Here is a 25,012-nt window from a genome sequence, read left to right on the forward strand (position 1 = left end):
AGGCAAAGAAGGAGGAAATCATGGCAGTTGCGGAGATGGAACCGTCCGTCATTGAAGGCAAGAACAGCGGTTCACCCCAGCACCGGGGCCCGGGACCCGATGCACCGTTTTCCCTGACGCAGCTGTCCTTCTGGGACCGCATCACGTTGTGGGTCCTCACGGCAGCGGCGGCCGTCCTCAGCCTGTGGAATCTAACCGGCGCCCCCAGCTACCAGGACGATGAGGGTACGTACACGGCCCAGGCCTTCGCCGTTCATTCGGGAAACCTGGCTCCTTACACCTACTGGTATGACCACCCGCCACTGGGGTGGATCCAGATCGCGGCCCTCAACTGGCTCCCGACGATGCTGGGCGTAGGCGACGGGACCGCCATCGGTGCAACGAGGTACGTCATCGCCGCATTCTTCGTCGCCAGCGCCGTCCTGCTCTACATGGTTGCCAGGCGCCTGAAAGTCCGTATTCCCTTCGCCGCGCTGACAACCGTCATCTTCATCCTGTCCCCGCTCTCCCTCGTCCTGGGACGGCAAATCTACCTCGACAACATCGGAGTTCCCTGGCTCCTGCTGGCTTTCTATCTCGCCCTGTCCTCCCGCGACGCCCTCTGGCACCACGTGTGCGCCGGGATCTGCTTCGCCGTGGCGGTCCTTTCGAAAGAGACCCTTGCGATCTTCGGCCCGGCGCTGTTGATGGCGCTCGTATACCGTCCGCGCTGGAGCAACCGTTCGTTCTCCGTGGTGGGATTCCTCACGGTGGGAGGGCTGATCCTCGCCTTCTATCCGTTGTCGGCGCTGCTGAGGAACGAGCTCTTCTCCGGATCCAACCACGTGTCCCTCCAGGACGCCCTCTCGTACCAGTTCCTGGAACGCTCAGGTTCGGGAAGGATCTTCGAAGCCGGTTCGAGCCGCGCGGAGTTGTTGGCGGGCTGGCTCTACTTCGACAAGTACCTCATTGCTGCCGGCCTTGTGGCAGCCGCCCTCTGCCTGCTGAGGAAGCAATCGAGGGTCATCACGGTGGCCATTCTGTCCTTCGCCATCCCGATCGTCCTTGGCCAGGGCTACCTGCCTGCGATGTACATCATTGGAGTCATACCTTTCCTGGCGCTGGCGCTGGGCACCGGCGTCGACATCGCGTGGTCCGGGCTGGAGAAATTCGGCAGGACCCGGCCGAACCTACGAAGGCCGTTGCGGGCAGCGTTCGTGGCGGTCCTTTGCTCCTCGCTGGTGCTCATGTCCGTGCCGCAATGGTTCGAACAGGACAGGGACCTCCTGACCGCCGAAAACAACGCCAACTGGCGGCAAACGCTCTCCTGGGTTCAGGACAACATCTCCCGCGAGGACGTTGTCCTTGCGCCCTACTCCATGTGGTACGACCTCAATTCCAGCGGCTGGAACGACTCCTGGACCATGATCGCCACGGAGAAACCCGACCTCGACAAACAATTTGAAACAGCCCATCCCGACGGATGGCAGGAGATTGACTGGATCATCGTCGGACCGTCCGTCACGGCCAACATCGACAGCCTGGGCCTGAGCCGGGCAGCCTCCGCGCTGCAACACTCCACGGCTGTCCGGACGTTTGGCGAGTGGAGTATCCGCAGGGTGGAAGCCCCCGTCCGGCCACAGGCCAACGAGCGATAGGAGCAGGTGCCGTGAAACTTTCCGTGATCGTACCCACTGCCAATGAAGCACCCAACATCGAGCAGCTCGTCAACCGCGTGGCAGGAGCCTGCAAGGATATCGACGCCGAAATCATCTTCGTCGATGACTCCACGGACAACACCCCCGAGGTCATTGGCCGCGTTGCGTCGACCGCGGCCCTTCCGGTCCGGATGATCCACCGGACAGAGCCAGAGGGCGGTTTGAGCGGGGCTGTCGTCGCGGGCTTGCAGTCAAGCTCAGCCGAATACTGCCTTGTCATGGCTGGCGATCTCCAGCACCCGCCTGAGCTGATTCCCGTCTTGCTCGCAGAGCTCGAGGGCGGGGGCCATGACGTAGCCCTGGCCTCCCGGTATTGCGGTCCGGGCAGTAGCGCCGAGGGGCTCCCCAGCCTGTACCGGCGGATAGTTTCCGGCAGTGCGTCACTGCTGACACGCTGCCTGTTCCCCTCAAAGCTGCGTGACTGTTCCGACCCCTTGACGGGTTTCTTCGCCCTGCGTCGCTCGACGGTGGATTACGACAGGCTCCGTCCCGGTGGATTCAAAATCCTTCTTGAGATTCTCGGCAGGCATCGCCTGGCTGTCACGGAAGTTCCCTTCATCTTCGAAAAGCGCACGGCCGGAACATCCAAGGCAGGCGTCCGCGCAGGCATGGGGTTCCTCCTTCAGCTCGTGCAGCTTCGCATCGGCAGGGCCGGTGTTTTCGCGGGCGTGGGCGCAGTCGGCACTGTGCTCAACCTCCTGATTATGGGGCTCCTGCTGACAGCGGGGACACACTACGTTTTCGCCGCCGTCATCGCTGCGGAACTGACCATTGTTTCGAACTTCGTCATGCAGGAGCGGCTGGTTTTCGGCGCGAGCCTGCACACAGCGAGGTCGCGGACAACCCGGTTCCTGCACTCCTTCGGGTTCAACAACGCCGAGGCACTGCTGCGGCTGCCGGTCCTGATGGTTGCCGTCGAAACGCTCATGATCAACAGCGTCGTTGCCCAGGGGCTGACGCTGCTGGCTGCGTTCACCGTGAGGTACCTCTATCACTCCAAGGTCGTCTATCGGCCAACGCAGCCTGCACCGGCCGCCGCCACCATGACGGGAGTCCGCCGCGAGCCTTTCGTGCCACAGGCACAGGGCGACCCTGTCATTTAATGATTCCGGCCGCACCGCGCCCATCCGACGACGCTGGACAACCGGTGCGCAGGGAACTGTCGAAACCGGCGCGCTAGTCTTCGGGAGCCAGGGTGACGGTTACTCCGTTGAGCGCCGGGCTGAAGTCGAGTTGGCAGGAGAGCCTGGAGCCGCATTCCTGGTAGCCCCCGGCCTCGACGAGCAGTTCCAGTTCATCCTCGCTGCGTTCGCCCAGCGTGTCGAAAACCTCCTTCTCGAGGAACACGTGGCAGGTTGCGCAGGAGGCGGTGCCGCCGCAAGACGCCAGGACGGGCAGGTCGTTGTCACGGAGGGCCTCCATCAGCGTCTGGTCCGGTTCCCATTCGAGGCGGTGCGTGGAGCCTTCACGGTCGACGACGGTGAGATTGTTGTTGCTCATGTGGGTGGTTCCTTTAGATTCGGGCTGCTGCAAGTTCAGCGTGGGTGGGAGCGGGCGAGCTGTGTTCAACGCCGGAGAGAACGGCTTCGGAGAGGTGGATGCCGGGGTCCGCCGCCAGCGTCGGGTCCATTCGGGCGCCCTGGGCGATCAGTTTCCGGGCCGGGCGGAAATCGGTCAGGCCCGCCACCGTGTCAACCGCGGCGAGGCGGCCGTCCCGGAGATAGACCACGGCGAAACTCCCGCTGGCGGGGTCACCGCGCACGATGACCTCATCGTCGGGGTGCCGCACACCGGCCGTCTGCAGCCGGACGCCGTGCTGGACGGTCCAGAACCACGGGATTTCCGGAACTGCTGCCTGCTGACCGGTGATGTGCGCGGCAACCCTGTCTGCCTGCGCCTGCGCGTTCTGGATGCATTCCAGGCGCTGGCTTGCACCGTCGATCGGGCTCGTGAACCGCGTGGCGTCGCCGGTGGCGTAAATCGTTGCATCAGAGGTGAGGCCGTCTGCGTCCACAAGGATGCCGTCCCGGCACTCGATTCCGGCTTCCGCAGCCAGCTCCTGGTTGGGAATGACGCCGATTCCGGCCAGTACGACGTCGGCGTGGAACGCGGCGCCGTCGGCGGTGACCACCCGTTCGGCGCGTTGGGTGCCTTCAATACCCGTCACGGCTGCGCCAAAGACGAACCGGACACCGTGCCGCTCGTGGAGCTGTTCGAAATGCCGCGACACCGGCGCTGAGGTAACGCGGCTCATCACGCGGTCCTGAAACTCCAGCACAGTGACCTCGCAGCCCCTCGCGGCTGCCGCGGCCGCGACCTCCAAGCCGATGTAGCCGGCACCGATGATGGCTACCCGGGTTCCTGCGGCCAGGTGGCGTTTGAGCTCGAGGGCGTCATCCTTGGTCCGAAGTGCCTGCACCCCGGAAAGTCCGGCGCCGGGCACCGTGAGGGGCCGCGCCCGGGAACCCGTGGCAATAACAAGCCGGTGGTACGCGTGCCGGCTGCCGTCAGCCAGCAGGACTGTCCGGCCCTGCCGGTCTATCGACTCGACGGCGAGGCCCGCAGCACGGTCGATGCGCCTGTCCTGGTAGAACTTCTCCTTGCGCAGGACAGCGGACTCGTCATCCGCGCCGGGCTTCAGGAGTTCCTTGGACAGCGGGGGGCGTTCATAGGGTGTCCCCTTCTCCGCTTCGAGCAGCAGGATACCGCCCTCCCAGCCCCTCGTCCGGAGTCCCGCAGCCACCGCAACACCGGAATGCCCGGCTCCTACGATCACCACGGGCGCGGTGGCCCCGGCCATCAGTTCCCGTTCTTGTTCGTTGTCACGCATTGGACGCCTCCAGCACCACGTGGAGGTGCTCCGGACCGGAGTTGGTCAGGTTGTTGCCGCGTACGTATTCGATGGGCTTGGACGGCTCCAGCGCCAGGGACCCCAGCTTTTCGGCGAGGAGCTTCACGGTCACCAGGACCTCAAGCCGCGCCAGGGGTGCGCCGAGGCAACTGTGGACGCCGTGGCCGAAGCCCAGGTGTCCGTCGATACTGCGATCCATGTCGAAGCGCTCACCATCGGGATATTTGCTGCTGTCCCGGTTCGCTGCGGCGGGCAGCAGGCGGACGATGGCGCCTGCCGGAATCGTCACACCGGCAACGTGTACTTCTTCCGTGGTGATCCGGCTGGCCCGCTGCACCGTGCCGCGGTAACGGGCGAGTTCTTCGACAAAGAGGTTCGCGTCCTCCGGGTTTCGGCGGATCCGTTCCAGCAGTCCGGGCTGCTCGCTGAGGACGCGGAATGCGTTGGCCAGGAGGATGGTGGTGGTGTCGTGCCCGGCGACAAAGACAAAGGCGCAGAGTTCCTTGGCTTCCTTCTCGCTGAGCAGGCCGTCCTTCCACATCCGGGCTATGTGGCCACCGACGGACTCGCTTTCCTCGCTGTAAAGGCGCTCCATGGTGCCCTTGAGGTAGTCAAAGAACTCGAAGGTACTTCGTTCGTCGGTGCCGGTGCCCTGCGCGTTGCGGGCAAGCCGGCCGAAGTAGCTGAAGGTCTCGTCGGACCAGAACTTCATCTTCTCGAAGTCCTCGGCCGGTACGTCCAGCAGGGCGCTGATGGTGGACATGCTCAGCGGGATGGCGTAGTCGTCCACGGAATCGCCGCCACCGGCGGCGAGCATCGGAGCCAAGTACTTTTCGGCGTTTTCGCGGACCCGGTCCTCAAAGCGTGCAATGGCCTTCGGGATGAAGGCCTGCGCCACCACCTGGCGCAGGCGGGTGTGGTTGGGGGCGTCGAAAAGGGTCAGGAAGGTCAGCGGAACCGGGTCCACCACCTGGGAGGAGAAGACCTTCGGGGCGCGCATTGCCTTGCGGACATCGTCGTAGCGGGAGATGAACCACACATCCGATACGGGCGAATGGGCACGGAGGACAGGGGCGTTCTCCCGCATCCATTCATAGTGGGCGTAGGGATCACCCTGCGTCCCGTCATCGACGACCTTGAACGGGGCCATGCCCTCCGGCCAGCTCAGTTCGTGCGAATACGGGGGAAGTTCCGGAGCCCCGACGGGCTGGCCTCCGGACGTATGGGCTGCTGAAATCTCTGTCGTAGCGGAAGACATCGTTGTCCTTCTTTCGGAGTTTTCGGACGTGATTTACGTCTCAGGCAACAATGCCGATCCCGCCCCCGCCCGCCCCATAGGGCTTCCGTTCATCGGTTGTAAAAGGCTAGCGTCGGGGTGCCCCGGCGGCCTTCAAGGCCCGTGAAATCCCGTGGGCGGCAGTCAGCAGCGCAGGAACGGTCTGGGGAACGGCGGCTTCCTGCCGCGGAACGATGGCATTGAGCGCGGCGGCGATGCCGTTGTCGGGACCAAAGACGGGCACGGCGATGCCGGTCCATTCCGTGACGCCAATGCCCGGCAGTGCCACATAGCCGCGCTGCCTGATTTCAGCCAGATGCTTCCGGATGAGCGCGGGGTCGGTAATAGTCTCCGTCGTCACAGCCGCCAACGGGCGCACGAGCACCTCGTCCTGGAAGGCAGGCGGAGAGAAGGCCAGCAGCACCAGTCCGGACGAGGCAGCATGAATCGGCATCCGCTGGGCGATGTGGGCCGCGTCCAGGCTGGATTCCGGCGAGGACAGCCGCTCCACGTACAGCACCGACCCGTGGTCCAGCACCGCAAGCGTGGTGTGCTGATGAACGGCCGCCTGGACATCGTGCATAAACGGCAGTGCCAGCTCGCGGAGGTTCAGCGCGCGCGACCCCCGGGCGGCCAGCTCCCACATCCGCATTCCGGAACGCAGGTTCCCGTCCGGCAACCGTTCAATCAGTCCGTGCAGGACCAGATCGTCCACCAGCCGGTGGGCTGTGGTCAGGGGCAGGCCGGCCCTGCGGGCGAGGCCGGAGAGCGTCATGGTGGGCAGGTCCCGGTCGAACGCACTCATGAGCCGCACAACGCGGCTGATGACCGATTCACCCGATGGTGAGTTTGCCATCGACGCCTCCGGCCGCTGACCTAGACCGCTCCGACGGTGGCCGCGCGATCGGTACCCAGGCCGGCCGCGAGCCCGGCAATGTCCCGGCCCGCCCGGTATCCGAACACGAGGGCCGGGCCGATGTGCGAACCGTAGCCCGGGTAGCCGCCGCCGAAAACGCTCACGGCAGCCGCACCGACGGCAAGCAGGCCGGGGACTGCCGTTCCCTCCGTGGTGACAACTTCCGAGCGCTCGTTGACCCCCACTCCGGCAAAGGTGCCCAGGTCGCCCATCTGGATCTTTGCGGCGTAGTACGGGCCTTTGCCAACCGGGGCGAGGTTCGGATTCGGCTTGTGCTCAAGGTCACCGCGGAAGTGGTTGTACAGGGTGGAGCCTCGGCCGAACGCCGGATCCTCGCCGCGGCCGGCGGCCGGGTTGAATTCAGCCACGGTGGCAGCGAGGCCTTCGGCGTCGATGCCGAGCTTTCCGGCCAGTTCCGCCAGGGTGTTGCCCTTGACCAGGTACCCGGTCCGGTAGAAATAGCCGCGCGGCATCGGCCAGGGTTTGGCGTAGCCGATGCCGTACTTGTGCATCGTCTTCGCATCGCCGATCACGTAGCCGAATGTCTTGTCCTCGTCCTCGTTGTGCCGGATCATCGCGCCGCCGAAGTCGTGGTAGCTCAGCGCCTCGTTGCCGAAGCGCTTGCCGTGACGGTCGACGGCGATCAGGCCGGGCAGGCCGATGGCCCGCAGGTGCGGGAAGAGCCGCTCCTTGCCGCTCAAGTACCTGAACACGGTCACCGGAGCCCAGGAGCCCACGCTGAACACGGAGTCATCGATGTGCCCGCCGGCACTCATCGCCAGGGTGGCGGCGTCCCCGCCGTGGCCCACTGTCGGCGTAAAGTGGTCGTCGCCGTCGCCGTCGTGCGGGAAGTACTGCCGCCGCAGTTCCTTGTTGCCCGAGAAGCCGCCGGCGGCGAGGATCACGCCGAGCCGTGCAGTCACCGTGCCGGCATGCTCTCCCCCGAGCACCGCCCCGGTGACAGTTCCGGCGTCGTCACGGGTCAGCGAAAGGGCGGGCGAAGACTTCCACAAGCGCACACCAAGGTCGTCGGCGCTCTTGACCATGCGGGTCATCAGGGCATTGCCGTTGGAACGCAGGACGGGACGCTTGTAGCGGGCGGCGTCGGCCCATGTGCGCAGCAGCTTCTTCGCCACATAGACGAAGGATTTGACCGACTGGTTCACGTGGAAGAACTCGTTGATGTCCGGGCCCACCTGCGGCATGTAGCCGAACACGGTGTAGGAGCTCATGTACGGCTGCATCAGGAGCCGCTTGTCCCCCAGCACGCGTGCGTCAACATCCTGCGGCAGGATGGCACGGCCCGAAAGCTTCGCCCCGGGCAGGTCCATCTGGTAATCCGGGGACTTTTCCGGGTAGGTGAACTTCACCTCGGTTTCCTCCTCAAAAAAGGAGATCGCCTCGGGCACAGTATCCAGGAAGTCCCGAACGCCCGCTTCGTTGAACGTCTCGGGGGCCAGGTTCCTCAGGTACGTCTCGGCGTCCTCGCGCGTATCGCCCTGGGCCACGCCCTGCTTGTTGCCGGGGACCCACGCCCAGCCCGCGGAAATGGCCGTGGTTCCACCAAAGTACTGTTCCTTTTCCGCAACGATCACAGTCAATCCCTGTGACGCGGCCTTCAGTGCCGCGGCCATCCCGGCGACGCCGGAGCCGATGACGAGGACGTCACAGACAGTAGTGTTCGTGGTCGGTTTCTTGCTCATGGTTGTTGCCTTGCTCATTATCCTGGCTCCATTCAGTCGGCTGCCTGCATCCTCGCGGCGGCCGGTTGGAAGGCTAAACCCCCAGTAGACCCGGCGGCACCGGCAGGCGGGAGGAGGATTACCATTGAGCGGGAATCCTGAGGAGGAACTGTGGCCAATTCCGCGTCGGGCGAGTCGATTATCGGCCGCTTCGTAAAAATCGTGAGCGCGTTCGACGACAGGCACACCTCCATGAGCGTCGCCGAGCTCGGGCGCAGGACCGGGCTGCCGGTCACCACCACTTACCGGCTGGTGAATGACCTGTTGCAGGAACGGCTCCTCGAACGCGAAACCGGCGGAGAGATCCACATCGGCACGCGGATGTGGGAACTCGTCTCCCGGGGGTCCAAAATGCTGGGCCTGAGGGAGGCTGCCCTGCCGTTCATGGAGGACGTCCAGGCGGTGGTGCAGCACTCCACCACGCTCGGCATCCTGGATTCGGACGAGGTGCTCTACATCGAGCGGCTCGGCTCGGACAAGACCATCGTGGACATCACCAAAATCGCGGGCAGGCTGCCACTGCACGCAACGTCCTCGGGCCTGGTCCTGCTGGCGCACGCCCCGGCCGCCTACCAGGACAGCTTCCTGGCCCGGCCGCTGACCAAGTTCACCGAAACCACCCTCACCGAACCGTCCCAGCTGCGCCGCCACCTTGCCGACATCAGGCAGCGGGGTTTTGCCGCCATGCCGGGCGTGATCGTGCCCGAATCCAGCGGCATCGCCGTACCGGTCTTCGGGCCCGACAACACCGTCCGTGCCGCGCTCAGCGTGGTGGTGCCGCGCAACGAGGAGAACGCAGCCGCCCGCGTCCCTGTCCTGATGGCTGCTGCCCGGGGCATATCGCGGGCCCTCGGCTGGCGGGGCGAGCTGAAGGGCACTCTTCGCCAGAGCCACTAAGGACCACTATTTCCGTTCATCGGGAATCATGTGGTTCCAGTCACACCACCCCTGAGACTCTGGCTAGGTGCAGCAAGGAAGCTGCACGAGCTACGAGGAGCACACCACATGAACACCACAGCGAACCGCGTGGCCGGCAAGACCGCAATCGTTACTGGCGGCCGCGGCGACCTGGGCAGCGCCACCGCCGCCCTGCTGGCCGAGCACGGCGCAAAAGTTGCCAGCCTTGACGTCGCCGGGATCCCGGCTGGTGCGACCCACCCAAACATCAGCGAGTACGACGTCGATGTCACCAGCGAGGAGAGCGTCGTCAACGCCATCCGCCGGGTCCGGGACGAACTGGGCACTCCGGACATCCTGGTCAACGCCGCCGGAATTATCGGCCCCGCCGGGGCCTCCCACACCGCGTCGGTCACGGACTTCGACACGATCTTCAACGTCAACGTCAAGGGCGTCTGGCTGATGACCAAGCACGTGGTCCCCGGAATGATCGAAAAGGGCGCCGGCAGCATCGTCAACTTCTCCTCCATCCACGGCATCACCGGCGGACGGAATGTGCCGCTGTACCACGCCACCAAGGGCGCGGTCCGGCTGCTGAGCAAGTCCGACGCCGCGGCCTACGGAAGCCACGGCATCCGCGTGAACTCAATCCACCCCGGCTCCATGGACACGCGGATGAGCCGCCGCTCCGCCGAGCAGTCAGACATCGGCGCCGAGGCCTACTACAAGCAACTGGTGGGCTCCAACCCGCTCCCCCGCCAGGGTAAGCCGGACGAGATCGCCTACGGCGTGCTGTACCTGGCCTCCGACGAATCCCGCTTCACCACAGGCTCCGAGCTCGTGATCGACGGCGGCTACACCGCCGTCTGACCCGGCCCTGCCCCACATTTCTTCCTCCTGAAAGGCAACACCCATGAAATTCGTCAATGGCACCCCGGCGGAAAACTACGACGTCGTCATCGTCGGTTCCGGCGCCGGCGCCCTGACCGCTGCGGCCACCGCGGCCCGTGCCGGCAAGTCCGTCGTCGTCCTCGAGAAAAGTGCCCTGCTGGGCGGGACCTCGGCCGTCTCCGGCGGCATGCTGTGGGTGGCGGACAACCACCACGCCCGCGAGGCCGGTATCGTGGATTCCAAGGAAGCGGCCGCAGAGTACGTGCGCGCCGTGGCCCGGGGACGCGGCCGCGATGAACTGCTGGACGCGGCACTGACCTACGGGGACCAGATGCTCCGCTTCGTCGAGGAAGAGTGCGGGCTCGGCTTCATCTTCCTGGACAACTTCCCCGACTACCGCCAGGACCTGCCCGGCGCCGTGGAAGGCGGCCGCACGGTGGAGCCCGAGCTGTTCAACAGCCGGGAGGCCCTGGGCGACCTCAAGGAACACGTGCGCAGCGACGGCCGTGCCCCGTTCACCATGCAGGAATACGAAAACTGGGGCGCCTTCACCAAGTTCCCCTGGGACGACCTCAACCGGCGCCATGCCGACGGGCTTGTGGCCAAGGGCCAGGCCCTCGTGTCCATGCTGCTCGCCAGCCTGGTCCGTGACGGAGCAGCACTTGTCACCGGCGCACGGGGGCACCGCCTGCTCACCGACGGCAGCCGGGTGACGGGCGTCGAACTCGAGTCTGGCCAAGTCTTCCAGGCGAACGACGGCGTGGTGCTGGCCACCGGCGGCTTCGAATGGGACAAGGCACTGGCCGACTCGATGCTCGCGTCGCGGCTTTACACGATGTGCTCGCCGCCCTCGAATACCGGTGACGGCCTGCGGATGGCCCAGCGGATCGGCGGCCAGACCCGCGGCACCCGTGAAGCCTGGTGGGCCCCGATGTCGGTCACCGGCGACACCCGCGACGGGCAGCCCATTGGCACCCTGCTGCGCTTCGAACGCCAGGGCCCCGGATCGATCATGGTGAACCGCCACGGCCGCCGCTTCGCCAACGAGTCGCAAAACTACAACGACCTCGCCCGGAGCCTGCAGTCCTGGGACTCCGCCGCGAACCGGACCCTCAACACCCCCGCGCACGTGATCGTCGACCACGCCTACATGGAGCGCTACGGCATCCTGGCCCACCGCGCCGGCCAGCCCGCCCCCGGCTACCTGACCGAGGCGGCGACAGTGGAAGAACTTGCCGCAAAGATCAACGTTCCCGCGGAAAACCTCAGCGCAACGGTGGCGCGGTTCAACGAATACGCCGTGAAGGGCGAAGACCCGGACTTCGGCCGTGGCGAAAGCGCGTACGACAAGTACTGGGGCGACGACGACAACATGTACCCGAACCCGTCCCTCGGTCCGCTGCAGACCGGCCCGTTCTACGCCATGGAAGTGGTCAACGGCGCGTTCGGCACCAACGGCGGCGTGGCAACAGACGGGCTGGCCCGCGTGCTCGACGTCGATAACCAGCCCATCGAGGGCCTGTTCGCCGTAGGCAACACCACCGAAAACGCCTACGCGGCCGGATATCCCGGTGCGGGCGCCACCCTCGGCCCGATCATGACCATGGGCTACCTCGCCGGGCGGACCATCGCCGGCCAGTCCGCGGAGTACAGCGCGGCAGAACAGACAGAATCCACATCAGAACTGGTAGGAGCCTGAGATGATCCGCCACACCGTACTCTTCAAGTTCAAACCGGATTTCCCGCCCGCCGACAAGCAGGCATGGATCGCCGGACTCAACAGGATGACCGGGAACATCCCCGGCATGCTCAGCCTGAGCCACGGCAAGGACGTGCTCAACACGGAGCGTTCCTTCGACTACGCCATCGTGGCGGACTTTGAAACGGTTGAGGACATAGCGGTGTACAACACCCATCCGCTGCACGAGCCGCTCAAGGCCTACTCATTCCCCAACAGCCAGCAGATCCTCTCAGTGGACTTCCACCTGGAGGTTTCCCAGCCGGCTCCCGCTAAGACACCGATGTCTTAAGGAGACCCCCATGCAGTCCGTATCCCCAACCCATCCCGCAGCACGACCGACCCAACGCAAGACGCCCGGCAAGGCCGCCCTGGCGTCATTCCTCGGCAGCACCCTGGAGTACTACGACTTCTTCATATACGGGACCGCCGCCGCGCTCGTGTTCCCGCACCTTTTCTTCCCGTCCGCGGACCCCGCCATCGGCCTGATCGGCGCATTCGCAACCTTCGGCGTCGCCTACGTGGCACGGCCGGTGGGCGGACTGGTCATGGGCCACTTTGGCGACAAGCTGGGCCGGAAGAAGATCCTGCTGCTGACCCTGGGCATCATGGGCCTGGCATCGTTGGGTATCGGGTTCCTGCCCACCTATGAGCAGGTGGGCGTCTGGGCGCCCATCCTGCTGGTGACCGGCCGGCTGGCACAGGGCTTCTCGGCCGGCGCTGAATCGGCGGGCGCCTCCACCCTCACGCTCGAGCACTCGCCGGAGGGCAGGCGCGGCTTCTTCACCAGCTTCGTGATGACCGGGTACGCTTCCGGCATGGTGCTGGCCACCCTGGTCTTCATTCCGGTCACCGCCCTGCCCCGGGACGCAATGATGACCTGGGGCTGGCGCATCCCGTTCTGGCTCTCCATCGTGGTGCTGGCCATCGCCTACTGGGTGCGTACGCACCTGGACGAAACACCCGTCTTCGAAGAGGCACAGGAAAGCCGGCAGGTCGCCCCGATGCCCATCGGAGAAGTGCTCCGCTTCCAGGCTCCCGACGTGCTGCGCGTCGTCGGGATGTCCATCATGTCCGTGATGCAAACCATCTTTACGGTTTTCGGACTGGCATACGCCACGTCCACGGCAGGTTTTGACCGGGCCTCCATCCTGACCGTCAACGCCGTCGCTATCGGGCTGTCCATGATTGCCATGCCGCTGGCGGCACGGCTTTCGGACCGGATCGGCCGCCGGCCCCTTCTGCTCACTGCCGCCTTCGGGTGCTCCGCCACAATCTTTCTGTACTTCCTCGCGCTTTCCTCAGGCAACATCGTCCTGGTGTTCCTGGCGGCGTTCCTGAACATGACCGTGCTGTACTCAGGGTTCAACGGCATCTGGCCGTCGTTCTTCGCCGAACAGTTCGCCGCCCCGGTCCGCTACACCGGGATGGCGATGGGAAACCAGCTGGGACTGGTCCTGGCCGGCTTCGCCCCGATGATCGCCGGCATGCTCCTGACCCCGGGTGTCACCGGCTGGGTTCCCGTTGCTGTGTTCGGCACAGTCTGCATGCTCGTCGCGGCGGCCTCCGTGTACTACTCACGCGAGACGTTCAAAACGCCGATCGAGGAACTGGGCGCTCCCTACCTGGCCGGAACGGCGAAACGCAGGGAAATGCACAACGCTTGAATACCTTGAAGGTTCTTAGCAGCCGGTCAGGTGGCGCTTGGGCCGCTCCTGGCGGTAATAGTAGCGGCCGGCTTCCGTGAACCCGGCCTTTGAGTACAGCTCCCGGGCGCCGGCATTGGCCGCCGTCACCAGCAGCCAGTAGCTCCCGAGGCCCCGGGCGTCGCCTTCACGCAGCAAGGACTGGAGAACCCGGGTTGCGTAGCCGTGGCGCCGGTTTTCGCGGTGGGTTGCCATGCAGTACAAGCCGCCCGCCCCGCCGGAAGGGAGGGCAAGGCGTCCGACGGCGGCGGGAACGCCGTCGTCGTCGCACACCAGTGCGTACAGCGACTGACAGCCCCGGAGGATGCTGCGGGCGGTCGCGAGGGAATCGTCGCCGCCGCGGCCGTCCACACTCCACCAGAGCCGCAGCCACTCATCCGACGGCTCAGCGGAAAGCTCGACGCCGGTGTCCCGGGGTGCGGTGTCCCGGGACGCGGACGCCCCGCCGGCGTCCCGCACCAGGACCAGGGTTTCGGACTGCCGGGTGAAGCCTTCCTCGTCGAGGACAGCGTTCAGCGCGGCACTGCGGGGGTCGTCAAAGACCTGGAAGATCACAGGGAGCCGGCGGCTGCGGTACCAGGCCCGGGCTTCCCGGAGCGAAGCCAGCCGGCTGTGGTTTGTGCCGTCAGGTTCCGAGCGCGGCCAGATCGAGTTGGCCCGCTGGGTGACGCCGTCCGAGGCGCGCAGCACCCAGCCGCTGGCCTCCTCCCGGTCAGGGCTGGGCCAGGCAGCATCCATCAGCGTTTCCAGGGAGGGCAGTGCCGCCAGGGCGGGCATGGCCTGCCGTTCCATGGGACTCCTCACTGATTTGTTTGTGGGAAAGCCAAGGCTCCCCGGTTTCCCGGAGAGCCTTGGCTGGCAGTTCACGCTACTTTGCTGCGTCCTCGGGGTTTTGAGGTACAGCCGTTGTCTTCTTGGCCTCCGGCTTGAAGTCGACGCCGGCCTCCTTGCGCTGCTGCGCGGTAATCGGCGCCGGAGCCTGGGTCAGCGGGTCGTAGCCGCCGCCGGACTTCGGGAAGGCGATGACGTCGCGAATCGACTCCACGCCGGCCAGCAGTGCCACAACGCGGTCCCACCCGAAGGCGATGCCGCCGTGCGGCGGAGCGCCGAACTTGAAGCCTTCCAGGAGGAAGCCGAACTTCGTCTCGGCATCGGCCTTGTCCAGGCCCATGAGCTCGAAGACCCGCTCCTGGACGTCACGTTCGTGGATACGGATGGAGCCGCCGCCGATTTCGTTGCCGTTGCAGACAATGTCGTAGGCGTAGGACAGCGCGGACTCGGGGTCCTGGTCGAATGAATCCATGAACTCCGGCTTGGGCGAAGTGAAGGCGTGGTGGACGGCCGTCCACTTGCCGGCACCGACTGCCACGTCGCCAGAGGCCACTGCGGCGGCGGCCGGCTCGAACATCGGTGCATCCACCACCCAGCAGAACGCCCAGTCAGCGGGGTTGATCAGGCCGGTGCGGTGGCCGATTTCAACGCGGGCCGCACCGAGCAGTGCACGGGAGGGTGTCTTCTCGCCGGCGGCGAAGAAGATGCAGTCCCCGGGCTTGGCACCGACGGCGTCGGCCAGGCCGGCACGCTCGGTTTCGGTGAGGTTCTTGGCCACGGGACCGGCCAGTTCGCCGTCTTCCTTGAAGAGGACATAGGCAAGGCCCTTGGCGCCGCGCTGCTTGGCCCATTCCTGCCAGGCGTCCAGGGCACGGCGTGCCTGCGAGGCGCCGCCGGGCATGACCACGGCACCGACGTAGGGTGCCTTGAAGACGCCGAAGTTGGTGTCCTTGAAGAATTCGGTGAGTTCGGTCAGCTCCTGGCCGAAGCGGAGGTCCGGCTTGTCAGAGCCGTAGCGGGCCATGGCGTCGGCGTAGGTGATGCGCTGGATGGGCGTCGGGATTTCGACGTCGATCAGCTGCCACAGGGCTTTGACGATGTTTTCGCCGAGCGAAATGATGTCGTCCTGCTCCACGAAGCTCGCTTCGATGTCCAGCTGGGTGAATTCCGGCTGGCGGTCGGCGCGGAAGTCCTCGTCGCGGTAGCAGCGCGCGATCTGGTAGTACTTTTCGAAGCCGCCCACCTGCAGGAGCTGCTTGAAAAGCTGCGGGGACTGCGGCAGGGCGTACCAGGAACCCGGCGCGAGGCGTGCGGGAACGACAAAGTCACGGGCGCCTTCCGGCGTCGACCGCGTCAGCGTGGGGGTCTCGATCTCAACGAAACCGTCCCGGTGGAGCAGCTCGCGCGCCACGCGGTTGGCCTCGGAGCGCAGGCGCATGTTCCGGGCGGGGCCCGGGCGGCGCAGGTCGAGGTAACGGTGCTTGAGCCGTGCTTCCTCGCCCACCTCGACGTGCTCGTCGATCTGGAAAGGCAGCGGTTCGGAGGTGTTGAGGATGGTCACCTTCTCGGCGATAACCTCGATCTGGCCGGTGGCCAGCGCCGGGTTTTCGTTGCCCTCCGGGCGCTGCGAAACCGTACCGATAACCTGCAGCACGTACTCATTGCGGAGTCCGTGGAAAACCTCTTCTTCGCGGACTACCACCTGGGAGACGCCTGAGGCGTCGCGAAGGTCAACGAATGCCACACCACCGTGATCACGACGCCGGCCCACCCAGCCGGCCAGGGTTACGGTTTGTCCAATGTGCTCGGAGCGAAGGGATCCGAGGTCATGTGTGCGCAGCACAGCACGCCTTTCTGAAGGAGACAGCAGGAATACAGAGATGATGTTGAATGGGACCGTTACGGGAACAGTCCCGTACGAGTTTACCCGTTGGAGAGGCTTTCCTTCCGCCATGCAGACCCATCAACGGCTTCAGCGCCGGCTCGGCGTGTTCGATGCAACCGCGATCGGACTTGGATCCATGCTCGGCGCCGGTGTATTCGTCGTCTTCTCCCCCGCCACCGCACTGGCCGGCCGGCTCATGATCGTCTCTGTGCTGATCGCCGGTGCGATCGCCTACTGCAATGCCGTTGCGTCCGCCCAGCTCGCCGCCAAATACCCGGCAAGCGGCGGGACCTATGTCTACGGCCGCAAGCAGCTGGGCGAATGGCCGGGCTTCATTGCCGGCTGGGGTTTTGTCACCGGAAAGACTGCATCGTGCGCGGCCATGGCCCTGACTTTCGGACACTATGTAGCACCGGACTATGCCACGCCCCTGGCTGTCGCCGCCGTCGCCGTGCTCACGGCGGTCAACCTCATGGGCATTACCCGCACCGCGCTGTTGACCAGGATCCTGCTCGGCCTAGTCCTGGCCACCCTCGTCTTCGTTGCGGCCGCGGGCCTGACCGGACCCCACCCGGATCCGCTTGCCTCGGCGCAAAGCCCCGGCAATGCCTGGGGCATCCTCCCGGCCGCCGGGCTGATGTTCTTCGCCTTTGCCGGCTACGCACGGATCGCCACGCTGGGCGAAGAGGTCAAAGATCCCTCCCGCACCATTCCGCGGGCAATACTGGCCGCGCTGGCCGCCGCTTTCGTGATCTACCTGGGACTCGCCGCGCTGCTGCTCTGGCACCTGTCCCCCGGACGGCTGGCTGACTCACTGTCACCCCTGCTGGACGCCGTGGCCCTCTCAGGCTTCAGCGCGGGCGGCCCTTTTGTCCAGGCCGGAGCAGCCGCCGCGTGCCTGGGAGCCCTGCTGGCCCTTATCACCGGAGTGGGCCGCACGGCCCTGGCCATGGCCCGGGAGCGGGACCTCCCGGTTGCCCTGGCCCGCGTGCACGGACGCCACACGGTGCCGGTCGCCGCCGAACTCTCGGTGGCCGCTGCCGTGGTGCTCCTGCTCGTCACCACCGATGTCCTCACCGTGGTGGGCTTTTCCAGTTTCGGCGTGCTGATCTACTACTCGGTGACAAATGCCGCCGCTTTCACCCTGGCCGAGCGTCCGGGAAGCGCACCCCGCTGGCTCAACGCTGCGGGCTTCGCCGGCTGCCTCATCCTGGCCTTCACGTTGCCGCTGGGCTCGGTGTTGGGCATGGCGGCCGTCCTGGCCGCCGGCGTCGCCGGACGGTTCCTGGCACTGCGGTTCCGGAAGCGGCCGCCTGGGGCCTAAGGATGTTCAGTTCTTAAGGCCGCTCAGGCCTTCACGATCCGGACGTGCAGGTCCTCGTCCGACGGCGTCCAGCTGGCCGGATCGGCGTCTGCCTGCTCGCCCGAGCGGATGTCCTTGACCTGGTGCCTGCCGTCGTCGTCCGTGAACCAGACAAACGGGATGCCCCGGCGGTCGGCAAACTTGATCTGCTTGCCGAATTTGTCCGCTTTGGCGGCCACCTCGGTGGAGATTCCGCGGCTGCGGAGCTGGGCGGCGACGTCCTGCGCCGCGCCCCAGCTGTCGTCGTTGGTCAGGGCGACGAGCACTGCAGTGGGCACTGCACGGGTGGCCTGCGCCAGTTCCTGGCTCAGGATCCTGGAGACGAGGCGTGTCACTCCGATGGACAGGCCGACGCCCGGGAATTTCCGGTTTCCCTTGCTGGCCAGCGCGTCGTAGCGGCCGCCGGAGCAGATGGAGCCCAGCTGCTCATGGCCCACCAGGACGGTTTCCACCACGGTTCCCGTGTAGTAGTCGAGGCCGCGGGCGATGCTGAGGTCCGCCACCACTTTGCCGGGCGCACGCTCCGCCGCTGCGGCGATGACCTGTTCCAGCTCGTTCAGGCCTTCCTCCAGCAGTTCGTCCTTGACGCCCAGGGCAAGGACCTTGTCAACGAAGGACGTGTCCTCGGTACGGATGCCGGCCAGGCTCAAGGCCGCCTGCGCCTGGTCCTCCGAGGCTCCCAGCTCGGTTTTCAGCAGCTCGGCCACCTTGGCGGGACCAATTTTCTCGAGTTTGTCGATGCTTCGCAGGACTCCTGCGGTATCCGTCAGGCCGATACCGCGGTAGAAGCCCTCGGCCAGTTTGCGGTTGTTGATGCGGAGGCGGAAGTCCGGGATGGGGAGGGCGCTCAGTGCTTCGGCGATCACCAGCGCGATTTCGACGTCGTAGCGGAACGGCAGCTCGCCGTCGCCCACGATGTCAATGTCCGCCTGGGTGAATTCACGCGCACGGCCCTCCTGGGGACGCTCACCGCGCCACACCTTCTGGATCTGGTATCGGCGGAAAGGAAACGACAGGTAGCCGGCGTTTTCCACGACGTAACGGGCGAACGGGACTGTCAGGTCGAAGTGCAGGGCCAGGGAGTGGTGCTCGCCCTTGGCGGCCCGGGATTCTTCTTCGTCCTCCTGCAGCCGGCTGAGGCCATAGACCTCTTTGTCGATCTCACCCTTACGGAGGAGCTGGCCCACCGTTTCCACTGCACGGGTCTCGATCGAGGAGAAGCCATGCAGCTCAAAGACGCGCCGAAGCGTGTCCAGCACATGCAGCTCCACCAGCCGCTCCTCGGGAAGCCACTCGGGGAATCCGGACAGGGAGGCGGTGCGTGCCATGGTGGATTTTCTCCTCAGGTAACAGAAGGCTGGAGTCCGCTGCCCGGTATTCCGGTTCCGCCATGTGATCAAAAGCGGCGGGTAAGGGCGGGAGTCCAGCCAGTCATGCATAAACTATGTGCGGCAGTCAGTTTATGCTTTCGGCGCCCGCAACTCTAATGGGGCGGCCGGGAACATCGCCTGCCGCTTGTTGCCGGACACCGGACGTCGCCCCTGGCCCGTTCGGGGGTGCGGCCCGACAACCAGGAGGACTTTTGGCGGCCAGTTCACGGAGCGCCCGCGAAGCAAAGCGGCGCATCCTGCAAATGGAAGCAAAGCGCGAGCTGCGGCGGCAGCAGGAGAAGCGCCGGAAGCGCGACAACGTGGTCGCAGCCGGTGCGGGCGCCGCAGCGCTGGTTCTCGCCGTCGTCCTCCAACTGACTGTCTTCTCGAGCAATCCGACGGAAGACGAATACGCCGCGGCACAGGCCGGCCTGACCAGCCCGTCAGCCACTCCGACGGCTCCGGCCACGAATGCCGCCAACATTCCCAGCCCGGAGACTGCGGCGGGCAAGGTCTTCAGCGGCGAGCTTAAGCTCAACAGCGGTGCCCTCGGCGTCGAACTTGACGGGACCAAGGCGCCGCAGGCAGCCGCAGTCTTCAAATCGCTTGCCGACGAAAACTACTTCAACGGGATCAGCTGCCACCGGCTGACGACCGGCGAAACGTTCGGCGTCCTGCAGTGCGGTTCAAAAACCGGAGACGGGCAGGGTGACCCCGCGTACACGTGGGGTCCGTTGGAGAACACGCCGGCAGACAACGCCTATCCGGCCGGGACCATCGCAGTGGCCCGTACCAGCGGCAACGCCTACGGGAACGGCACCCAGTTCTTCATCGTTTACAAGGACACGGTCATTCCGTCCGATGCGGCCGGCGGGTACACGGTGGTGGGCAAGGTGACCTCCGGCCTCGATGTGGTGGCAAAGATCGCCGACGGCGGTATTAAAGCGGGCGGAAGCGCAACAGACGGCGCTCCTGTGGAACCAGTCACGATAGACTCGTTCTCTCTGAAGTAACCAGCCCCGGCCTCCACGCTGCGGGTGCAGGTATTTCCCTCCAAGCGAAAGACTTTTAGCGGTGACAGACAGTCAGAAATCCGACGAAACAGTAACAGCAGCCTCCGAAGAAGCCGAGACCGGGGTTCAGGTGGTTGACGACGCGCAGGCGGCCGGCAACGACGCAGCTCCCGAGGCCGCGGCGGAAACGCAGTCAGCAACGCCCGAATCTTCCGCAACGGAGCCTGAATCCGACGCTCCGGCCACGGAGGAGGCACCTGCCGCCGAGGAGACTCCCGCTGAGCAGCCCGCCGAGGAGGCTCCCGCTGAGCAGCCCGCCGAGGAGGCTCCCGCCGCCCCGGCACCCGCCCCGCGGCCGGCAGCGCGCCCGGCCCCTTCACCGGCCGCCTTTGCTGCCCGGCCGAAGGCTGCGTCCTCTCCTGCAGTTCCCGCCCCCGCTTCTGTCTCCTCTGCTGCCTCACTGGCCGAGGCCGCACGCTGGGGCCGGGTTGAAGGCGACGGCCACGTCTTCCTGACCATCGACGGCGAGGAACACCCCGTGGGTCAGTACCCGGACGTGAGCGACGAGGAAGCACTCGGCTATTTCGCCCGGAAGTACGACGACGTCGTGGCCCAGATTGTCCTCCTGGAACAGCGCGTGGGCTCCAAGGCCCCGACCACCGACATGCAGAAGACCGTAACCCACCTGCGCGAGCAGCTGGCGGAACGGAACATGGTGGGAGATATCCGCGCGGCCGAAGCCCGCCTCGACACGCTGTCCACCCAGATCGCGGAACTCGAAAAGGCGGAAAAGGCCGAACACGACGCCGTCCGCGCCGCCGAGCTGGCTGCCCGCGAAGCAATCGTTGCGGAAGCAGAAGAAATCTCCGGCCACGATCCTGCGCAGATCCAGTGGAAGACTTCCAGTGCCCGCATGAACGAGCTCTTCGAAACCTGGAAGGCTGCGCAGAAGAACGGCGTGCGCCTGGGACGCAGCAACGAGGACGCCCTCTGGAAGCGGTTCAGGGCAGCGCGGACTGTCTTTGACCGCCACCGCCGCGCGTACTTCTCGCAGCTGGACAGCAACAACTCGGCAGCCAAGGCTGTGAAGGAAAAGCTGATCGCTGAAGCTGAAGCGCTGTCCTCCTCCACCGACTGGGGCTTCGCCGCGGGCGAATACCGCCGCCTGATGGACGAGTGGAAGGCCTCACCGCGGGCCAGCCGCAAGGACGACGACGCACTGTGGGCCCGCTTCCGTGCCGCCCAGGACGTCTTCTTCACCTCGCGCCAGGCAGCCAACGACGAGATCGACCAGGAATATGGCGCCAACCTGACCGTCAAGGAAGCCCTCCTGGTCGAGGCCAACGCACTGCTGCCCATCAAGGACCTGGCCGCCGCGAAGAAGGCACTCCAGTCCATCCGTGACCGCTGGGAAGAAGCCGGCAAGGTTCCCCGTGCGGACATGGGCCGGATCGAAGCAGGGCTCCGGAAGGTGGAGGACGCCGTCCGCCATGCCGAGGACGAAAACTGGAAGCGGTCCAACCCCGAGACCAAGGCGCGGACCAACAGCGCCCTGTCGCAGCTGGAAGCCGCCATCGCGGGGCTGAAGGAAGACCTCGCCAAGGCGGAGAAAGCGGGCGACCAGCGCAAGATCAAGGCCGCCCAGGAAGCCCTCGAAGCCCGCCAGGCGTGGCTCGACCAGATCTCACGCTCGGCCAGCGAACTTTCCTAAGCACGCTCGCGCCACGTACGGGCCCTCTTCCGGTTATCCACATAACCGGAAGGGGGCCTGTACGCGTTTCGGGCGGCAGGAAAGGATGGCTGGATGGCTACCCCTTCTCCGGAAATCTATTCCCCCGGCCGTGTCTTCTCATGGCCGGAACTGCAGGCAATGGCCGCAGACGGCATCCTCAACCAGCTGTATCAGCGCGGGTACGTGCTCCCCGGGACGGCCGCCACTCCGCAGCTGCGGGCGCGTGCGGCGTCGTTCGCAGTCCCGCCGGCCATCCGGCAGCGTGTTGTTGCCGGACGCATGACTGCGGCATGGATCTACGGCTGCGCCGGGGAACCGGACCGGCTGGCGCTCCTCGTGGACGCCACACGCCGTGTCTCGAGCCTGCGGTCGACCCGCGGGTGCACCCTCCACGAGGTCAGGCTCGGACCGTTCGACGTCGTCAGCCTGGGCGGCCTGATGGTGTCCAGCCCGCTGCGGACAGCGTTGGACATCGCCCTCCACGTGGACGCCGAGCGCGCCCTGCCGGCACTGCGGAAAATGCTGGCGAGCCCTGAGCTGGATGTCAGGCTGCGGCTGCTGATGCTAGCGGTCGAAGCCACTCCCCGGGTGCCGCACAAGAAGGCGGCCCTGGAAATACTCTCCGCCCTGAAGCTTGAACCTGGCTGACCCGGCCCGGGTGCGGCGCGGTGACCGCCCTGGACTCAGCTGCGCCGCCGGTTGCCGGTGGTGCGGTAAACGTCGAATACTCCGTCGATGCGCCGCACGGCGCTGAGCACGTGGCTCAGGTACTTCGGATCGCCCATCTCGAACGCGAACTTGGAGATGGCCACACGGTCAGTCGACGTGTGAACACTGGCAGCCAGGATGTTGACGTGGTTCTCGGAGAGGATCCTGGTGACGTCGGAGAGCAGCGACTTCCGGTCCAGCGCCTCCACCTGGATCTCCACGAGGAAAACGCTGGACTGGGTAGGCGCCCAGTCCACCTCCACGATGCGGTCCGGCTGGTCCTTCAGGTCTGAGACGTTGGTGCAGTCCGTCCGGTGCACTGATACACCGGAGCCCCTCGTGACAAACCCCAGGATGGGATCCGGCGGTACCGGCGTGCAGCAGCGTGCAAGTTTCACCCACACGTCACCCACGCCGCGGACGATCACGCCGGAGTCGGAATACTTCGTCTTGCTGACCTGTGTGGGGATGCTGACCTCGGTCAGGTCATCCTCGGGCCCCTCATTGCCTCCGAGGGTTTCAACAAGCCGTTCCATGACCGACTGGGCCGACGTGTGCCCGTCGCCCACTCCGGCGTAGAGGCCGGAGATGTCCACGTACTTGAAGTGCTCCGCAACCTCTGCCAGGGCGTCGTGGGTCATCAGCCGCTGCAGGGGAAGGTTCTGCTTGCGCATGGCCTTCGTCAGCAGTTCCTTGCCGCGGTCGATTGCCTCTTCACGGCGTTCCTTGCTGAACCACTGCCTGATCTTGTTGCGGGCGCGGGCACTTTTGACGAAGTGCTGCCAGTCCTGGCTGGGGCCGGCACCCTCGGCCTTGGAGGTGAAGATCTCCACCCAGTCGCCGTGGTTCAGTTCGCTGTTGAGTGGGACGAGCTTTCCGTTGACCCTGGCGCCGATGGTCCGGTGGCCCACTTCGGTGTGGACGGCATAGGCGAAGTCCACCGGCGTCGATCCCGCCGGGAGGGCCATGACCTCGCCCTTGGGCGTGAACACGAACACCTCGCGGGCGTTGATTTCGAAGCGCAGGGAATCCAGGAATTCGCCGGGATCGGACGTTTCCTGCTGCCAGTCGACCAGTGACCGCAGCCAGCCCATGTCGCCGTCACGGGGGCTTCCGGGACCTGCGGCCGTCCGGTTGGGCTGGTCCTTGTACTTCCAGTGCGCCGCCACACCGTACTCGGCCCGGCGGTGCATCTCGTGGGTCCGGATCTGGATCTCCACCGGCTTGCCGCCAGGCCCGATCACCGTGGTGTGCAGGGACTGGTACATGTTGAACTTGGGCATGGCGATGTAGTCCTTGAAGCGCCCCGGAAGCGGGTTCCAGCGCGAATGCAGCGTGCCAAGGGCCGCATAACAGTCACGGACGGAGTCCACCAGGACCCGGACGCCCATGAGGTCGTTGATGTCGTCGAAGTCCTTGTCGCGGACGATCATCTTCTGGTAGATCGAGTAGTAATGCTTGGGCCGGCCCGTGATGGTGGCCTTGATCTTCGCCGTCCGGAGATCTTCGGTGATCTGGTTCCGGATAACACTCAGGCTTTTTTCACGCTCCGGGGTCCGGTCCCCCACCATGCGCACGATCTCTTCGTACACCTTCGGGTACAGCGCCGCGAAGGACAGGTCCTCGAGCTCCCACTTGATGGTGTTCATGCCGAGCCGGTGCGCCAGCGGAGCGAAGATTTCCAGCGTTTCCCGGGCTTTGCGGGCCGAGGACTCTGCCGAAACGAAGCGCCACGTGCGGGCATTGTGCAACCGGTCGGCCAGCTTGATCATCAGCACGCGGATGTCCTTGGCCATCGCAACGACCATCTTGCGGACCGTTTCGGACTGCGCCGCTTCGCCGAAGCTCACCTTGTCCAGCTTGGTGACGCCGTCCACGAGCATGGCAACCTCGGGGCCGAAGTCCCTCTTGAGGTCGGCCAGCGTGTAAGGCGTATCTTCAACGGTGTCGTGCAGGAGCGCCGCCGCCAGCGTGGTGCCGCTCAACCCCAACTCCGCCAGGATGGTGGCCACTGCAACGGGATGCGTGATGTACGGGTCGCCGCTCTTGCGTTTCTGTCCCCGGTGGCTCTGTTCCGCCACCACGAAAGCCCGCTGGATGAGGTCGAAATCCTCTTTGGGGTTGTTCGCCCGGACCGTGCGGAGCAGCGGTTCAAGGATCGGGGAATACGTGGCCGTTCCGCGCCCGGTCAGCCGGGCCAGCCTGGACCTGGTGCGTTCGCGGCGTCCGGGAAAAGTAGGCCGGAACCCGGAACTGTCAACCGGCACGCCTGCATCCGGGCGTCCGGACGCGACCAAGCCGGTCTGCGGACCCTGGCCCGGACCTTCCCCACCGTCGGCCGTTGGCGCCGACGTCGAACGTTCTTCCAATGAAGCACCCCTCACGACCCGTTAATT

Annotated in this window: 20 protein-coding genes; 11 read left to right on the plus strand and 9 right to left on the minus strand. The window is 65.7% G+C overall.

All coding sequences use genetic code 11. The features are described 5' to 3' along the window. Nucleotides 1-20: 20 nt before the first annotated feature. Both RW112_RS11785 and RW112_RS11790 read left to right on the plus strand, forming a co-directional pair. On the plus strand, nucleotides 21-1,637 hold the full coding sequence (locus RW112_RS11785; RefSeq protein ID WP_317781920.1) for a glycosyltransferase family 39 protein: 1,617 nt from the start codon (nucleotides 21-23) through the stop codon (nucleotides 1,635-1,637). Between the two features lie 11 nt (nucleotides 1,638-1,648). Further along, a complete protein-coding gene (locus tag RW112_RS11790) occupies nucleotides 1,649-2,800 on the plus strand; it encodes a glycosyltransferase family 2 protein (protein WP_317781921.1) in 1,152 nt (383 codons plus the stop codon). A gap of 73 nt (nucleotides 2,801-2,873) precedes the next feature. Here RW112_RS11790 and RW112_RS11795 read toward each other — a convergent pair whose 3' ends face one another. The 5 genes from RW112_RS11795 to RW112_RS11815 all read right to left on the minus strand — a co-directional run bounded on the left by RW112_RS11795 (nucleotide 2,874) and on the right by RW112_RS11815 (nucleotide 8,443). Then, nucleotides 2,874-3,197, minus strand: coding sequence for a 2Fe-2S iron-sulfur cluster-binding protein (locus RW112_RS11795; protein ID WP_317781922.1), 324 nt, complete (start codon nucleotides 3,195-3,197; stop codon nucleotides 2,874-2,876). A 13-nt stretch (nucleotides 3,198-3,210) separates the two neighbouring features. Further along, nucleotides 3,211-4,527: an NAD(P)/FAD-dependent oxidoreductase gene (locus RW112_RS11800; protein ID WP_317781923.1), complete on the minus strand. Its 1,317-nt coding sequence runs from the start codon at nucleotides 4,525-4,527 to the stop codon at nucleotides 3,211-3,213. After that, nucleotides 4,520-5,806 carry a cytochrome P450 gene (locus tag RW112_RS11805; RefSeq protein ID WP_317781924.1) on the minus strand — a complete coding sequence of 429 codons (1,287 nt, stop codon included), beginning with the start codon at nucleotides 5,804-5,806 and terminating at the stop codon, nucleotides 4,520-4,522. The genes RW112_RS11800 and RW112_RS11805 overlap by 8 nt, the downstream gene beginning before the upstream one ends. A 106-nt stretch (nucleotides 5,807-5,912) precedes the next feature. Then, nucleotides 5,913-6,680, minus strand: a complete 768-nt coding sequence (locus RW112_RS11810; protein ID WP_317781925.1) for an IclR family transcriptional regulator — start codon at nucleotides 6,678-6,680, stop codon at nucleotides 5,913-5,915. 20 nt (nucleotides 6,681-6,700) lie between these two features. Continuing rightward, a complete protein-coding gene (locus RW112_RS11815; protein ID WP_317781926.1) occupies nucleotides 6,701-8,443 on the minus strand; it encodes an FAD-dependent oxidoreductase in 1,743 nt (580 codons plus the stop codon). 150 nt (nucleotides 8,444-8,593) lie between these two features. Here RW112_RS11815 and RW112_RS11820 point away from each other — a divergent pair, with 150 nt between their 5' ends. The 5 genes from RW112_RS11820 to RW112_RS11840 all read left to right on the plus strand — a co-directional run bounded on the left by RW112_RS11820 (nucleotide 8,594) and on the right by RW112_RS11840 (nucleotide 13,675). After that, entirely contained in the window at nucleotides 8,594-9,379 is a 786-nt protein-coding gene (locus RW112_RS11820; RefSeq protein WP_317781927.1) for an IclR family transcriptional regulator, read from the plus strand. 108 nt (nucleotides 9,380-9,487) lie between these two features. Then, a complete protein-coding gene (locus tag RW112_RS11825) occupies nucleotides 9,488-10,249 on the plus strand; it encodes an SDR family NAD(P)-dependent oxidoreductase (protein WP_317781928.1) in 762 nt (253 codons plus the stop codon). Nucleotides 10,250-10,292: 43 nt separating this feature from the next. Further along, the gene (locus tag RW112_RS11830; protein ID WP_317781929.1) at nucleotides 10,293-11,969 is read left to right on the plus strand and encodes an FAD-dependent oxidoreductase; all 1,677 of its coding nucleotides are present in this window, start codon (nucleotides 10,293-10,295) and stop codon (nucleotides 11,967-11,969) included. 1 nt (nucleotide 11,970) lies between these two features. Continuing rightward, entirely contained in the window at nucleotides 11,971-12,300 is a 330-nt protein-coding gene (locus RW112_RS11835) for a Dabb family protein (RefSeq protein WP_317781930.1), read from the plus strand. Between the two features lie 10 nt (nucleotides 12,301-12,310). Then, on the plus strand, nucleotides 12,311-13,675 hold the full coding sequence (locus RW112_RS11840; RefSeq protein ID WP_317781931.1) for an MFS transporter: 1,365 nt from the start codon (nucleotides 12,311-12,313) through the stop codon (nucleotides 13,673-13,675). A gap of 15 nt (nucleotides 13,676-13,690) precedes the next feature. On the opposite strand, the gene RW112_RS11845 is transcribed toward RW112_RS11840, so the two are convergent. Both RW112_RS11845 and aspS read right to left on the minus strand, forming a co-directional pair. Continuing rightward, nucleotides 13,691-14,506: a GNAT family N-acetyltransferase gene (locus tag RW112_RS11845; protein WP_317781932.1), complete on the minus strand. Its 816-nt coding sequence runs from the start codon at nucleotides 14,504-14,506 to the stop codon at nucleotides 13,691-13,693. A 76-nt stretch (nucleotides 14,507-14,582) separates the two neighbouring features. Continuing rightward, nucleotides 14,583-16,388 (minus strand): aspartate--tRNA ligase, encoded by a 1,806-nt coding sequence (aspS, locus tag RW112_RS11850; protein ID WP_305941209.1) that lies wholly within the window; start codon nucleotides 16,386-16,388, stop codon nucleotides 14,583-14,585. A gap of 109 nt (nucleotides 16,389-16,497) precedes the next feature. Here aspS and RW112_RS11855 point away from each other — a divergent pair, with 109 nt between their 5' ends. After that, complete coding sequence (locus tag RW112_RS11855) at nucleotides 16,498-17,754, plus strand: APC family permease (protein ID WP_317781933.1); 1,257 nt, start codon at nucleotides 16,498-16,500, stop codon at nucleotides 17,752-17,754. Nucleotides 17,755-17,777: 23 nt separating this feature from the next. On the opposite strand, the gene hisS is transcribed toward RW112_RS11855, so the two are convergent. Further along, entirely contained in the window at nucleotides 17,778-19,121 is a 1,344-nt protein-coding gene (hisS, locus tag RW112_RS11860; RefSeq protein ID WP_317781934.1) for a histidine--tRNA ligase, read from the minus strand. Between the two features lie 254 nt (nucleotides 19,122-19,375). Here hisS and RW112_RS11865 point away from each other — a divergent pair, with 254 nt between their 5' ends. From RW112_RS11865 to RW112_RS11875, 3 genes are all read left to right on the plus strand, one after another. Further along, nucleotides 19,376-20,176, plus strand: coding sequence for a peptidylprolyl isomerase (locus tag RW112_RS11865; protein WP_305941212.1), 801 nt, complete (start codon nucleotides 19,376-19,378; stop codon nucleotides 20,174-20,176). A gap of 61 nt (nucleotides 20,177-20,237) precedes the next feature. Continuing rightward, nucleotides 20,238-21,887 (plus strand): DUF349 domain-containing protein, encoded by a 1,650-nt coding sequence (locus RW112_RS11870; protein WP_317781935.1) that lies wholly within the window; start codon nucleotides 20,238-20,240, stop codon nucleotides 21,885-21,887. 93 nt (nucleotides 21,888-21,980) lie between these two features. Then, nucleotides 21,981-22,556: a type IV toxin-antitoxin system AbiEi family antitoxin gene (locus RW112_RS11875; RefSeq protein WP_305941214.1), complete on the plus strand. Its 576-nt coding sequence runs from the start codon at nucleotides 21,981-21,983 to the stop codon at nucleotides 22,554-22,556. Between the two features lie 35 nt (nucleotides 22,557-22,591). On the opposite strand, the gene RW112_RS11880 is transcribed toward RW112_RS11875, so the two are convergent. Then, entirely contained in the window at nucleotides 22,592-24,985 is a 2,394-nt protein-coding gene (locus tag RW112_RS11880; protein ID WP_305941215.1) for a RelA/SpoT family protein, read from the minus strand. Between the last annotated feature and the right edge of the window lie 27 nt (nucleotides 24,986-25,012).

The organism is Arthrobacter sp. B10-11 (genome assembly GCF_033142195.1).
Classification (GTDB): domain Bacteria; phylum Actinomycetota; class Actinomycetes; order Actinomycetales; family Micrococcaceae; genus Arthrobacter; species Arthrobacter oryzae_C.